This window comes from Rhizobium sp. IY2, assembly GCF_047532935.1.
GTDB classification, from domain to species: Bacteria; Pseudomonadota; Alphaproteobacteria; order Rhizobiales; family Rhizobiaceae; genus Rhizobium; species Rhizobium anhuiense.
The window spans coordinates 140,557-153,591 of the sequence record NZ_JBLKNU010000011.1; the positions used below are offsets into that span (position 1 = coordinate 140,557).

Here is a 13,035-nt window from a genome sequence, read left to right on the forward strand (position 1 = left end):
TTTGTCAACTGGCTAGAGCGAAAGCTCACTAACCCCACCATTCCTGCCCGACCAGGCCAGCGGCGCATCAAGGAAGGCCTCGACCTCCGTCAGCGTCTTGTCGTCAAAGAGCTTCTGCGCCTTGGCGACGGCCAGAACATTGCGCCAGGTGGCGATGTGATGCAGCCGGACCTTGCCGTCGGTAAAGCGCTGTTCGCCGAAGATACCGTAGAAGAACAGCGCAATGCCATGATCGACTATGCCGCCGGCGGCACGAACCGCGTCGATGAACTTGAACATGCTGCCGCCGGCTGTCGTCAGGTCTTCGATGACGAGAACGCGCGAGCCTTCCGGCATGTTGCCTTCGATCTGGGCATTGCGGCCATGGCCCTTCGGCTGCTTGCGGACATAGATCATCGGCAGGCCGAGGCGGTCAGCCAGCAGCGCGGCAAAGGGGATGCCGGCGGTCTCGCCGCCGGCGATACAATCGAACTGCTCGAAGCCGGCATCGCGCAGCAGGGTGCTGGCAGCGAAATCCATCACCGTCGAGCGGATGCGCGGGAAGGAAAGCAGCTTGCGGCAATCGATATAGACCGGGCTCGCCATGCCGGAGGCGAGTTTGTAAGGCTGGGCGGCATTGAAATGCACCGCCTTGATTTCCCAGAGCATCTTGGCCACCAGTTCGGCCATCACGGCGCGGTCGGGAAATGTGGTCTGGATCATGCGGCTCTCCTTCGGCTTGGGTCCTTGGGGGAATAGCAGCAAGAGCCCGACGTTTCCAGACGAAAGGCGAGCCAATTACCGCAGCAGACGACCGATATCGGCGATCTGCATCTTCTTGAACAGGGCGATCGCCTGGGCGCCCTCCTCCGCATCGAGCGAAACCGCATATCGCACGCCGGCGGCAAGCAGTTGCATCGTCAGCCGGGCGATCGCCAGCAGTTCCTTGCGGTCGCGATGCGGCCATAGGCGGACGAGCACGGCGAGAAATGCCTGGGCATGAAATTCCATGTCCTTGGCATCGACCTGCTGCAGCAGCTTGTCGGTATGGGTCGCATGCCAGATGTCGCGCATGACGGGCTCGCGGCGGAAGAAGCCGTAATATTCGTCAACGATCGTGGCGAGCGCGCCTTGCAGCCCCGCAGCATCGGTGACCTTCGCCAGCTCCGCCTCGACGCATCGCCTGCCCTCTTCGTTGAAACGCTCGGCCAATGTCCGGATGATCGAGCTCTTATCGGGGAAATATTGGTAGAGGGCGCCGAAGGAAAGGCCGGCCTTTTCGACGATCTCGCTCATTTTCAAGCCGTCGCTGCCATGGCTTTCGATCAGCTCGGAGGCGACGGCGAGGATCTTTTCGAAGCGCTCACGGCCGCGCTGCTGGCTGGGGATCCGGCGCAGCTGGCCGCTATGCTCCTGCTGGCGCCTGCGCGTTGCGACCGGCTGCTCCGACATCGTCTGCTCCTTTTCCAAGTTGACAAAGAAAATAAGAGAGTTTATCTCATTTTGCAAATGAGAGAGTTTCTCTTGTTTTGATCAAGGAAGGAGCTTCGACATGCAGAATTCCGAAATCGTCCTCGTCGGTGGATCGGGAAAGACCGGCGGCCGCATCACCAAGCGCCTGGAAGCGCGCGGGCTCAACGTTCGCGCGGCGTCACGCTCCAGCGCCCGTCTCTTCGACTGGGAGGACAGGTCGACCTGGCGCGAGGCACTTGAGGGCGCATCGAGCGCCTATGTCGCCTTCCAGCCGGATCTTTCCGTCGCCTGGGCGGCAGAGGCGATCGGCGCACTCGCCAAGGTCGCGGTAGACTGTGGCCTTGCGCATATCGTGCTGCTTTCCGGCCGCGGCGAAGAGGGCGCGCAACGCAGCGAGGCAGCGCTGAAGGCGTCCGGCATTGACACCACCATCCTGCGCGCCTCCTGGTTCTGCCAGAACTTCAGTGAGGGCGCCTTTGTCGAGCAGATCATCGGCGGCCGGCTGCAATTGCCGGCAGGCGAGATCAGCGAACCGTTCATCGATGCCGACGACATCGCCGATGCCGCCGTCGCCGCCTTGACCGATCCCCGCCATCGCAACAAGGTTTACGAACTGACCGGCCCGCGGGCACTGACCTTCCGACAGGCGGTCGCCGAGATCGCCGCGGCCACTGGGCGGCCGATCGAATATGAGCAGGTGTCGATGGCGGATTTCACCGGCGCGCTTGCTGCAGCCGGCCTGCCCCAAGGCCTGATCGATCTTCTGGAGGAACTGTTCGGCCAGGTGCTCGACGGGCGCAATTCCAGGGTGATGGGCGGTGTCGCCGAAATCCTCGGCCGCCCCGCCACCGATTTTGGCCAATATGCCCGCCGAACCGCGACAAGCGGAATATGGAGCGCCTGACCATGCAGATCGTTCTCACCCTCTCCCTCGCCGCCGCGGCGATCGGCAGCGGACTCGTCGCCGGCATCTTCTTCGCCTTCTCGACCTTCATCATGACCGCCTTCTCGCGCATCCCGGCGGAACAGGGCATCGCGGCGATGAACTCGATCAACGCCACGATCGTCCGCTCGCCCTTCATGGGCCTTTTCGTGCCGACGGCAATCCTCTGCATCGTCATCGCGGTGCTGGCGGTGATCGACTGGCGCGGCGGGGCATCCGTGTTGATGCTCGCAGGTGCGACCCTCTATATCGTCGCCTCATTCCTCTCGACCATCATCTTCAACGTGCCGATGAACGATGCGCTTGATAAGGTCAGCGGCAGCGGGGCGGAGGCGGTTCAGCTCTGGACCACCTATCTCAAAGACTGGACATGGTGGAACCATGTGCGGACGATCGCCTCGCTGCTCGCCTCGGTGGCATTCGTGCGGGCGCTGATGATTGTCTAGGCGGCGCGTCTGCCACACGTCCCTTCTCCCCGGCGGGGGTCGGTCGGACGGGTCGAGACCCGCGGCTCGACTCCGGTCGGTGCCGGCAGGCGGTTGAGGGGGTGAGCGGCAAGGCCGCGAATGCACGGAGCGTAAGCGAAGGTCAACATATAGGGTATGCCGTGCGGCCCCTCATCCGACCCTTCGGGCCACCTTCTCCCCGCTGGGGAGGAGCCAAGCCGCCCCTCGTCTACTTCTGCTCGCAAAAGGCAATGCGGTTGCTGAAAGGATCGATGACGGTCATCTCCAATCCCCAGGGCGCTTCCTCGACGCCGGGCTTCATGTAGCGGTAGTCCTTGCCGGCGAGTTCGGCGTGGTAGGCCCGGACATTGGCGACACGGACGAAGGCTTTGGCGCCGGGGCTGGCGTCGCCGGAATGTTCGCTCAAATGCAGCGCCATGCCGTCGCGCGAGACCTGGCAATAGACCGGGAAGTTTTCGCCGAAGCGGTGCTCCCAATCGAGATGAAAGCCGAGGAATCCGCAATAGAATTCCATCGCTTTCTCGACCGAGAAGATCCGGAAGATCGGCATCGGCGGCTCGATGCCGATGGCCGAGGAAGCGCCCGCCGCGTCGATCTTGGCCGAGAGGATGTTCCATTGGTCTAGCCCGAACTGGCGGGCGACGATTTCGAGGGTCTCGCTGTGGGTCAGCGAAATGTCGCGGTCGGCGAGAGCCTGCCGCAAGGTTTTTGCCATGAGCTTGGCGTCGCGAAAATCGCGCATGATGTCATCCTTCCGTTGGCGGCAAACAGGAAGATCAGTGCCCGCGTCTGCTGACCCGTTCGCCATCGATCGCCAAACGGCAAGGGATGTGAAGGATGTTTTCTGGATGCATTCACCATAACGCCAAAGTGTCAAACGTCGAGCGTCGCGGGGCGGCTGGCCGCATCCGGCCGAGGTCGATGTTATGAGAGCACCGGTCAGGAATCAAGACGCGGTGCGCGACGCCTCGAGCGGAACCGCCTGCAGGTGGCCGGCAAGCTCAACCCGGTTGCGGCCGCCGCGCTTGGCGACGTAGAGCGCCTTGTCGGCGGCACTCAGCATGGCGTCGAAGTCCAGGCTGTTCGAGCGGCCGGGCGCAACGCCGACGCTGACCGTGCATGTCAGCACTTCGTTGTCGATCTGGATCTCGCGCGCTTCGAAGGAGCGGCGGATGCGCTCGGCCGCCAATTCCGCCCGGCCGGGCATGATCTCCTTCAGTACCAGCGCGAATTCCTCGCCGCCGAGCCGGGCGGCAATATCTCCGGCGCGGCAATGGGCGGCGAGTTCGGCGGCGAAGGCCCTGATCACGCTGTCGCCCACGGCATGGCCGAAGCGATCGTTGACGGATTTGAAATGATCGATATCGAAGACGATGACGGCGGTGGTGTTGCCCATCGGGCGCGTGCCGTACTCGTCGAACAGGGCGCGGCGGTTGAGCAGGCCGGTCAGCGGATCGGTGATCGCCTCGAGGCGATGGCGAGCGGCGAGCCGCCACTGATGCAGCGCCAGCGACAGCGCGCCGATCCCGGTCATGCCGGCGATGCAGACGGCGAGACTCAGATCTTCGGCCCAGTTGCTGGGGGCCTTGCCGAGCACCAGCTTTCCGTCGGAGATCAGCACGGCGGCGCAGAGGACGAAGGAGATTGCGGTCAGCGTGTAAAGCGCGGTGATGCCGAGGAGCGGGGCCGGCGCCTCGGCGCGCGCGAGCCAATATTGCCGGGCGGTGGCAAAGAGCAAAAGAGCAATGGCGATATTGTCGGCAATGAAGGCGAGGCCGTCATAACCCAACAGCATCGGCACGACGGAGAAGACCATCGCCGCAAGGGCGCGGATCGCGATGGCCGGAACGGACGGACGGCCGGTGAGGAACTGCCGGCCGGCCCCCCAGATGGTGGCAAAGCCGGCATGAAACAGCACGAAGTTGGCGACGCCCAACCATGTCTCCGGCGTATTGACATAGGCGCTGTAGACAAAAATGCCGCTGACGACCAGGACCAGGCCGACGGTGGCGGTGAGCAGCACCGTTTCCGCCCGGCGGACAATCCAGCTGCCCATCAGTGTCACGGCAAGGCATGCCGCGGAGACGCCGAGCGCTAGCAAAAGGGAGTTGTAGTCAAGCATCATGCTCTTCAGTCTCCGCAGCTATTCCAGTGCCGGATGTTGGCAGCTTCTGGGGTTCGCAGCGAGGAATGTCTTATGCATCCGTTAACAAATGATGCACTGCACAATGCAAATGTTACGCGTTTAACGTCACGCCGAAACTTAAGATGAATATTCCATTTAAAATTGAATTCTGAAAACCTATACCCGCTACACCACCTGCCAATGCAGGGGAAACATCGGATCGAACACCGTCACCGGACCGGCGCCGGTTTCAATCTTCGCGGGAAAGACGACCGGCTCGGCCTGCCGTGAGAGCGTGATGCGCTCTTCGTTCGGCGCAAGCCCGTACCAGGCCGGCCCGTTCAGTGAGGTGAAGGCTTCGAGCCGCTCCAGCGCGGCCTCCTGCTCGAAGACATGGGCGAGGCAGCTCATCGTATTGACGGAGGTGTAAATGCCGGCGCAGCCGCAGGCGCATTCCTTCAGCGGATCGACATGCGGGGCGGAATCGGTGCCGAGGAAGAAGCGGGCGTCACCGCTTGCGGCGGCCGCACGCAGGGCCAGCCGGTGGTTCTCACGCTTGGCGACCGGCAGGCAGTAATAATGCGGGCGGATGCCGCCGACCAGGATGGCGTTGCGGTTGATGATCAGGTGATGGGTGGTGATCGAGCCGGCGAGATTTGATTTGGCGGCCTTGATGTAATCGACGCCATCTGCTGTCGTGACATGCTCCATCGTCACCTTCAGTTCCGGCAGACGCTTCCGCAGCGGATCGAGCACGGTGTCGATGAAGACGGCCTCACGATCGAAGATATCGACATCAGGCGTCGTCACCTCGCCATGGACGCAGAGCGGCAGGCCGATCTTCGCCATGCGTTCCAGCACCGGCATCGCCTTTTCCATATCGCGCACGCCGCCATGCGAATTGGTCGTGGCGCCGGCGGGATAAAGTTTGACGGCGGTGATGAGGCCGCTCGCAGCCCCCTCCTCCACGTCACCGGGGCTGGTATGCTCGGTGAGGTAAAGCGTCATCAGCGGCTGGAAGCGATGGCCGTCCGGCAGCGCCTTGAGGATACGCTCGCGATAGGCCCTGGCGTCAGTGGTGGTGACAACGGGCGGCACGAGATTGGGCATGATGATGGCGCGGGCGAAGGTGCGGCTCGTATCGGCAATCACGCCTTCCAGCATGGCGCCATCGCGCAGATGCAGGTGCCAGTCGTCAGGACGGCGGATGGTGATCGATTGCATGGCAGGCCTCCGAAGCGATGCGTCTGCGGCCTCGATAGCACTAAAGCGCGTCGCATTGAAATTGATTCATGCGACGCGCTTTCGCTCTTTTTTCAAGCATGTCGTTACCCCGGAACCGCAGCACACTTCCGGGCGACATGCATTAGCGCCTCGCATTGAAATTGATTCATGCGATGCGCTTTCGCTCTTTTCCATGCATGCCGCACGGCGTCACGCCAGCGCGATCTCCAGCGTCACATCGGCCGGGCGGCGGTTTTCGAGGATCAGCCGGCCGTTCGGCAGGTCGTTGCCGTAGACCTTGGCGCTGGCGGCTTCCTCGGTCAGCTTATAGCCGCGCCAGCGATCCCAAAGGCGCTCTTCCAGCACCTCGATCGGAGGGGCGAGCATGATCGTGTAGTCGAAGATGCCGTCGAGTTCAGCCCATTTGCCCTGCGTGAAGAGCAGATAATTGCCCTCGATGATGATGAAACGATCCTCGGGAGAGATCGGGCGGGCAGAGGCAATCGCAAGCTCGCGCGAGCGATCGAAGACCGGGACGAGGACTTCCTGATCTGCGGGGCGAACCGCGCGGACGATATCCAGGAAGCCGCGCACATCGAAGGTTTCCGGAATGCCCTTGCGGGCAAGCAGGCCGCGTTCGATGAGAATGGCATTGTCCATGTGGAAACCATCCATGGGCAGCACCGCGACACGCTCGCCTTTCGCCTTCAGGGCGTTGGCCAGATTGTCGGCCATGGTCGATTTGCCGGCACCCGGCGGCCCGGCGATGGCGACCAGGAAACGCCTGGAGTTGCCGGCGCGGTCAAGAACTGCGCCGGCGATTTCGTCGATGCGTGCCGTCATGCCGCGACGGTCTCCGTCGGCACCGCCTTGGCGCCGGTCATGAAGGCGACGGCGTCGGACATGGTGTATTCCTTCGGATCGATCACCGTGAGACGCCGGCCGAGGCGGTGGATATGGATCCGGTCGGCCACCTCGAACACATGCGGCATGTTGTGGGAGATCAGCACGATCGGCAGGCCGCGGGCTCTGACGTCGAGGATCAGTTCCAGCACGCGGCGGCTTTCCTTGACGCCAAGGGCTGCCGTCGGTTCGTCCATGATGATGACCTTCGAGCCGAAGGCGGCGGCGCGGGCGACCGCGACACCCTGGCGCTGGCCGCCGGAGAGCGTTTCCACCGCCTGGTTGATGTTCTGGATGGTCATCAGGCCGAGTTCGGAGAGCTTGTTGCGCGCGAGCTTCTCCATGGCCGGCCGGTCGAGCATGCGGAACATGGAGCCGAGCACGCCCGGTTTGCGGATCTCGCGGCCGAGGAACATGTTGTCGGCGATCGACAGCGCCGGCGACAGAGCAAGGTTCTGATAGACGGTCTCGATGCCGGCCTCGCGCGCTTCCATCGGCGAGCGGAACTGCACCTGCCGGCCTTCCAGCGTGATCACCCCCTCGTCCGGGGTGACGGCGCCCGAGATCGCCTTGATCAGCGAGGACTTGCCGGCGCCGTTATCGCCGATGACGGCGAGGATTTCACCCGGATAGAGGTCGAAATCGGCATTATCGAGGGCGGTCACGCGGCCGTAGCGCTTGACGAGACCGCGGGCGGTGAGAAGGGGTTCGCGAGCCATGATTACACCGAAACCTTTCTGATCCACTGATCGATGGCGACGGCGGCGATGATCAGCACGCCCGTCAGGAGGACTTTCCATTGCGGGTCGGCGCCGAGCATATTGAGGCCCATCGAGACGACGCCGACGATCATCGCGCCGAACAGCGTGCCGAGAATGGAGCCGCGGCCGCCGAAGAGCGAGATGCCGCCGATCACGGTCGCGGTGATCGCCTGGAGGTTATAGTCGGTGACCGCCGAGGACGGCGAGATCGAGCCGTTGCGGCCGATCGAGACCCAGGCGGCGAAGGCGGCGATGACGCCCGAAATCGTATAGACGGTAAGCAGCACCTTCTTGGTCTGGATGCCGGAGAGCTTGGCCGCTTCCGGATCGTCGCCGACCGCATAGACATGCCGGCCCCAGGCGGTGTGATTGAGCACATACCAGAGCAGCAGGACGAGCAGCACCATGGCGATGACGCCGAGCGTCAGCACGGCTGTGCCGGCTTTGAAGCTCATGGCGAAAAGATGCAGCAGCGGCGCCTGTTCGTCGACGTCGGTGTCGCGGATCGTCTCATTGGCGGAATAGATGAAATTCGTCGCCATGACGATATTCCAGGTGCCGAGCGTGACGATGAACGGCGGCAGTTTCATGTAGGCGACGAGGAAGCCGTTCAACAATCCGCACAGGCCGCCGACAAGCATGCCGGCTGCGACCGCGATCGGTGTCGGTATGCCGTAGGTGATGGCGACATTGCCCATGATGACGGCCGAGATCACCATGATGACGCCGATCGAAAGATCGATACCGGCAGTCAGGATCACCAGCGTCTGGGCGGCGCCGAGAATACCGACGATGGCGATCTGCTGCAGGATCAGCGTCAGCGTGTAGGACGAGAAGAACCGTCCGCCGATGGCGATGCCGAAGATGATGATTGCCAGCACCAGCACGATCAGCGGCACGGCGGCCGGCGTCGAGTGCAGAAAATGCTGGGCGCGCTTGATCAGCGAGACATCCTGGTGCTCGAAGGAGGCAACGCTCTTGTCGCTGCCGTCGAGAACGCGTTCGAATTCCTGTGTTCCGGTCATGGTTCCTCCTCCGCATCCGCGCGCCGAACTCGCGCGGGGGCCGTCACCGATATCCTTCCGGTCTTTGCTTAGCCGGTTCGTGAGGCGACGGCACATCGTCCGTCGAAAACGGCCGGGGATCAAGCCCCGGCCGGTCTGCTTTTAATAAAGCGGGCTCAGCCCCAGCACTTGTCGGTGCCTTCCTTGGTGTCGATCGACTTGACGCCGGAGACCGGCTTGTCGGTGACGAGCGAAACGCCGGTGTCGAAGAAGGACTTGCCTTCGGTCGGCTTCGGCTTTTCACCGCTATCGGCGAACTTCTTGATCGCCTCGATACCGAGCGACGCCATCAGCAGCGGATATTGCTGCGAGGTGGCGCCAATGACGCCTTCCTTGACCGACTTCACACCCGGGCAACCGCCGTCGACCGAGACGATCAGCACGTTCTTTTCCATGCCGACAGCCTTCAGCGCCTGATAGGCGCCGACAGCGGCCGGTTCGTTGATCGTGTGGATGACGTTGATGCCAGGATCCTTCTGGAGAAGGTTTTCCATGGCCTTACGGCCGCCTTCTTCATTGCCGTTGGTCACGTCATGGCCGACGATGCGCTTGTCGTCTTCGTCGCCGATCTTGTCCGGATTCTTCGGGTCGATGCCGAAGCCGATCATGAAGCCCTGGTCGCGCAGAACGTCGACCGTCGGCTGCGACGGGGTCAGGTCGAGGAAGCCGACCTTGGCGTCCTTGGCCTTGTCGCCCAGTGTTTCCTTGGCCCACTGGCCGATCAGCTTGCCGGCGAGCAGGTTGTCGGTGGCGAAGGTGGCGTCGGCGGCATCGGCCGGCTCGAGCGGCGTGTCGAGCGCGATGACCAGCAGGCCGGCATCACGCGCCTTCTTGACCGACGAGACGATGCCCTTGGTGTCGGAAGCGGTGAGCAGGATGCCCTTGGCGCCGTCGGCGATGCAGCTTTCGATGGCGGCGACCTGGCTTTCGCTGTCACCGTCGATCTTGCCGGCATAGGACTTCAGCGAAACGCCGAGTTCCTTGGCCTTGGCCGTCGCACCTTCCTTCATCTTGACGAAGAAGGGGTTGGTGTCGGTCTTGGTGATCAGGCAGGCAGCAACGTCAGCCGCCATGACAGGAGCGGAAAAAGTGACACCAAGCGCGAGCGCGCCGAAAGCGAGAACAGATTTCTTCATGGAACTCCTCCCAGAGTTTGCCGGCGCCGCCCCTGCGGGGCCGGAATCTTAAGATATGACACTTCGCCGTGGATCGCTAATGCCTCCCAGCGGTCCCGTGCCCTTGACGACGGCAATTAAGAGCGAAAAGAAATCGGCTTGTCAATAAATAAATCCAATTGAATTATTAATTCGATGTGGCATGCTCAATCGAATTAGGGCATAGGCCAACAATCGGGAGGAGCGGCCATGTCGTCCTTGGATGGACCGGCGAATATACCGGTCCCGCCACCAATTCTGAATCCGGCCGGAGGTGCGAACCAGGTCAGGGTACGGGCCTATAACGAACGGCTCGTGCTGTCGCTGGTGCGTCTCTACGGCGCGCTGTCGAAGGCCGATATCGCACGCCGCAGCGGCCTGTCGGCGCAGACCGTCTCCGTCATCATGCGGGTCCTGGAGAAGGAAGGGCTGCTGTCGCGCGGGGAACCGGTGCGCGGCCGTGTCGGCCAGCCATCGATCCCGATGCATCTCAATTCCGACGCCGTCTATTCCTTCGGCCTGAAGATGGGCCGGCGCAGCGCCGATCTGGTGCTGATGGATTTCGTCGGCCGCATTCGCATGCAGTTGCATAGGACCTATGCCTATCCGCTGCCGCATGAAATCCTCGCCTTCGTCACATCGGGCATCCGCGAACTCGAAGACCGGCTCGACGACAAGCAGCGCGGCCGCATTGCCGGCCTCGGCATCGCCGCGCCTTTCGAGCTCTGGAACTGGGCCGAAGAGGTGGGGGCGCCGCCGGGTGCCATGGAGGTCTGGCGGGATATCGACCTGCAGGCCGACATCGCCGAACGCGTCGCCCACCCTGTCTTCATGCAGAACGATGCGACCAGCGCCTGCGGCGCCGAACTCGTCTTCGGCGTCGGGCCGTCCTATCCCGATTTCGTCTATTTCTTCATCGGCTCCTTCATCGGCGGCGGCATCGTCCTGAACTCGGCGATCTTTTCCGGCCGCACCGGCACGGCGGGCGCGATCGGGCCGCTGCCCGTGCGCGGCAAGAATGGCGAGACCAAGCAGTTGCTCGAGATCGCCTCGATCTTCGTGCTCGAAAACATGCTGCGCGAGCGCGGCATCGATCCCGAGCCGCTCTGGTATTCCGCCGACGACTGGGTGGATTTCGGCGAGCCGATGGAAAGCTGGATCCAGGATAGCGCCAAGGCGCTGGCGCAGGCGATCGTCGCGGCCGCCTCGATCCTCGATTTCAGCGCGGCCGTCATCGACGGCGGCTTTCCCGGCTGGGTGCGCAGCCGCGTGGTGCAGGCCACCATCGACGAAGCCGCCAAGCTCGACCTGCAGGGCGTCGTCATGCCCGAAATCATCGAGGGCGCGGTCGGCGCCCAGGCGCGCGCCATCGGCGGCGCCAGCCTGCCGATCTTCGCGCGTTACCTCACCGACCAGAACGTACTCTTCAAGGAGGTAGACCATGCTGAAAGGACTTGATCCACTGTTGAGCCCGGAGCTGCTTTTTACGCTTCGCGCCATGGGTCACGGCGACGAGATCGCCATCGTGGACGGCAATTATCCGGGCGTCGAACATGCGCGCCGGCTGATCCGGCTCGACGGCCACCACCTCATCCCGGTGCTCAACGCCGTGCTCAGCGTGCTGCCGATCGACGATTTCGTTCCCGAGGCGATCTTCCGCTCGACCGTCAAGGCCGAGCGCGACAAGCTCGACCCGGTGCATGAGGAGATGATCGACTGCTGCGCGCACCACGAGCCGCACCGGCAGGTGGTGCCGCTGATCGGCCAGGATTTCTACGGAAGGGTGAAAACCGCCCATGCGGTGATCCAGACCGGCGAGCCGAGGCTCTATGCCAATATCATCCTGCGCAAGGGGGTGATCTATCCGAGGGAGGCGGGTGCCAAGGCGGCGGCCGGGGTGGATCCGTTCGTCTTCTAGCGGTCACCCGTCAATTTCGACTTCCGCTTCACAGTTTACGGGCGCATTTAAAGGGATGGCCATGCCGATGGACGAGCGGGCGTGGGCGCCAATGTTTGGCCCGTACAGCTCCAGTATCAGATCGGAATAGCCGTTTGTGACCAGCGGCGTCTCATTAAAACTCGGAGCAACATTCACCATGGCGAAGACGCGCAGCCAAGCCGTGACCCGATCAAGGTCTCCGATAGCACGTTTGAGGCTGGCGAGGTGGGCCAGGGCAACGAGCCGGGCCGACGCGTAACCCTGCTCTGGCGAGACCTCCGCTCCGACCTTGCCAAGCGGGGCTGCCAATGTCCCATCGCGGTTGCACGCGACGTGACCGGAAATGTAGGCGCGGTTGCCGCGCACCCGAACCCAGACGAAGGGCATTCGCAGCCCTTCGCGAACTTTCAAAGGCTCGGGCAATTCCAGACCCATGTCGGCCAGACGTTGTTCGATGATGGCCATGGTGCACCTCCCGGCATGATCAAGGTAGGATGTTATCGAGCTCCGGCATCAGAACGACGCTCTCGTTGGCGGCGGGGTCATTGCGGGCACCGAGGAACTCGGCGTTTTCGGTGCAGCGATTGACGGCCACATGGGGAACGCCGGCCGGAATGAAAAGATAGTCGCCGGCGTGGACCAATTCGCACTGTTCGAGCCTCGACCCCGACCAGATCTCGATCTCGTGGCCCGCGGTCATGACAAGGGCCGTCTCGTGTCCCTCATGGCGATGGGCCCTGGTTCGTCTGCCTGCGGGTAGCGAAATCGTCCCGAGCCACAGCATGGTTGATCCGACGCTTTCCGCCGAGACGCCCGAGCGATAGACAGACCCCTGCTCGGCGACATGGCTGCCGCTCCCGCGTACGACTTTCGCGGCTAACAGATGCGGATTTTTCGGTTGCGTTGCTTCGTTCTTCATCGCTTTCACCACTTCAACCGCTGCACTGGAGCAGACTGCGCGTTCAGCCGGCGCAAGTCCTGAAGCGGGGCCGAAAAGTTCCGA

15 protein-coding genes are annotated in these 13,035 nt (G+C 62.9%); 4 read left to right on the plus strand and 11 right to left on the minus strand.

Annotation, left to right across the window (positions count from 1 at the left end):
* Positions 1 to 12: 12 nt before the first annotated feature.
* Together ACMUVN_RS27125 and ACMUVN_RS27130 are read right to left on the minus strand one after the other, a co-directional pair.
* The gene (locus ACMUVN_RS27125; protein ID WP_047617096.1) at positions 13 to 702 is read right to left on the minus strand and encodes an orotate phosphoribosyltransferase; all 690 of its coding nucleotides are present in this window, start codon (positions 700 to 702) and stop codon (positions 13 to 15) included.
* Between the two features lie 75 nt (positions 703 to 777).
* Positions 778 to 1,431: a TetR/AcrR family transcriptional regulator gene (locus ACMUVN_RS27130; RefSeq protein ID WP_097543241.1), complete on the minus strand. Its 654-nt coding sequence runs from the start codon at positions 1,429 to 1,431 to the stop codon at positions 778 to 780.
* Positions 1,432 to 1,531: 100 nt separating this feature from the next.
* On the opposite strand from ACMUVN_RS27130, the gene ACMUVN_RS27135 reads away from it, so the two are divergent.
* Entirely contained in the window at positions 1,532 to 2,356 is an 825-nt protein-coding gene (locus tag ACMUVN_RS27135; protein WP_097543240.1) for an NmrA family NAD(P)-binding protein, read from the plus strand.
* Positions 2,357 to 2,358: 2 nt separating this feature from the next.
* Positions 2,359 to 2,841: a DUF1772 domain-containing protein gene (locus ACMUVN_RS27140; protein WP_097543266.1), complete on the plus strand. Its 483-nt coding sequence runs from the start codon at positions 2,359 to 2,361 to the stop codon at positions 2,839 to 2,841.
* Positions 2,842 to 3,070: 229 nt separating this feature from the next.
* Here ACMUVN_RS27140 and ACMUVN_RS27145 read toward each other — a convergent pair whose 3' ends face one another.
* The 7 genes from ACMUVN_RS27145 to ACMUVN_RS27175 all read right to left on the minus strand — a co-directional run bounded on the left by ACMUVN_RS27145 (position 3,071) and on the right by ACMUVN_RS27175 (position 10,075).
* Positions 3,071 to 3,604, minus strand: coding sequence for a glyoxalase superfamily protein (locus ACMUVN_RS27145; RefSeq protein WP_097543239.1), 534 nt, complete (start codon positions 3,602 to 3,604; stop codon positions 3,071 to 3,073).
* Between the two features lie 204 nt (positions 3,605 to 3,808).
* Entirely contained in the window at positions 3,809 to 4,987 is a 1,179-nt protein-coding gene (locus ACMUVN_RS27150; RefSeq protein WP_414815700.1) for a GGDEF domain-containing protein, read from the minus strand.
* A 186-nt stretch (positions 4,988 to 5,173) separates the two neighbouring features.
* Positions 5,174 to 6,211, minus strand: a complete 1,038-nt coding sequence (pyrC, locus tag ACMUVN_RS27155; RefSeq protein ID WP_168332441.1) for a dihydroorotase — start codon at positions 6,209 to 6,211, stop codon at positions 5,174 to 5,176.
* A gap of 210 nt (positions 6,212 to 6,421) precedes the next feature.
* Complete coding sequence (locus ACMUVN_RS27160; RefSeq protein ID WP_028756638.1) at positions 6,422 to 7,054, minus strand: nucleoside triphosphate hydrolase; 633 nt, start codon at positions 7,052 to 7,054, stop codon at positions 6,422 to 6,424.
* The gene (locus ACMUVN_RS27165; RefSeq protein ID WP_254960725.1) at positions 7,051 to 7,833 is read right to left on the minus strand and encodes an ATP-binding cassette domain-containing protein; all 783 of its coding nucleotides are present in this window, start codon (positions 7,831 to 7,833) and stop codon (positions 7,051 to 7,053) included. Before ACMUVN_RS27165 ends, ACMUVN_RS27160 begins: the two co-directional genes overlap by 4 nt.
* Before the next feature lie 2 nt (positions 7,834 to 7,835).
* A complete protein-coding gene (locus ACMUVN_RS27170; protein WP_028756640.1) occupies positions 7,836 to 8,900 on the minus strand; it encodes an ABC transporter permease in 1,065 nt (354 codons plus the stop codon).
* A gap of 155 nt (positions 8,901 to 9,055) precedes the next feature.
* Positions 9,056 to 10,075 carry a sugar ABC transporter substrate-binding protein gene (locus ACMUVN_RS27175; protein WP_028756641.1) on the minus strand — a complete coding sequence of 340 codons (1,020 nt, stop codon included), beginning with the start codon at positions 10,073 to 10,075 and terminating at the stop codon, positions 9,056 to 9,058.
* A gap of 228 nt (positions 10,076 to 10,303) precedes the next feature.
* Between ACMUVN_RS27175 and ACMUVN_RS27180 the strand changes: the two genes are divergently transcribed.
* Together ACMUVN_RS27180 and ACMUVN_RS27185 are read left to right on the plus strand one after the other, a co-directional pair.
* Positions 10,304 to 11,551: an ROK family transcriptional regulator gene (locus ACMUVN_RS27180; RefSeq protein WP_414815701.1), complete on the plus strand. Its 1,248-nt coding sequence runs from the start codon at positions 10,304 to 10,306 to the stop codon at positions 11,549 to 11,551.
* Positions 11,535 to 12,011, plus strand: a complete 477-nt coding sequence (locus ACMUVN_RS27185) for an RbsD/FucU family protein (protein WP_028756138.1) — start codon at positions 11,535 to 11,537, stop codon at positions 12,009 to 12,011. Before ACMUVN_RS27180 ends, ACMUVN_RS27185 begins: the two co-directional genes overlap by 17 nt.
* Before the next feature lie 3 nt (positions 12,012 to 12,014).
* Here the strand turns inward: ACMUVN_RS27185 and ACMUVN_RS27190 are convergent, their stop codons facing one another.
* Together ACMUVN_RS27190 and ACMUVN_RS27195 are read right to left on the minus strand one after the other, a co-directional pair.
* Entirely contained in the window at positions 12,015 to 12,497 is a 483-nt protein-coding gene (locus ACMUVN_RS27190; protein WP_028756137.1) for a RidA family protein, read from the minus strand.
* A 19-nt stretch (positions 12,498 to 12,516) separates the two neighbouring features.
* Positions 12,517 to 12,951, minus strand: coding sequence for a cupin domain-containing protein (locus ACMUVN_RS27195; protein WP_414815702.1), 435 nt, complete (start codon positions 12,949 to 12,951; stop codon positions 12,517 to 12,519).
* Positions 12,952 to 13,035 lie beyond the last annotated feature (84 nt).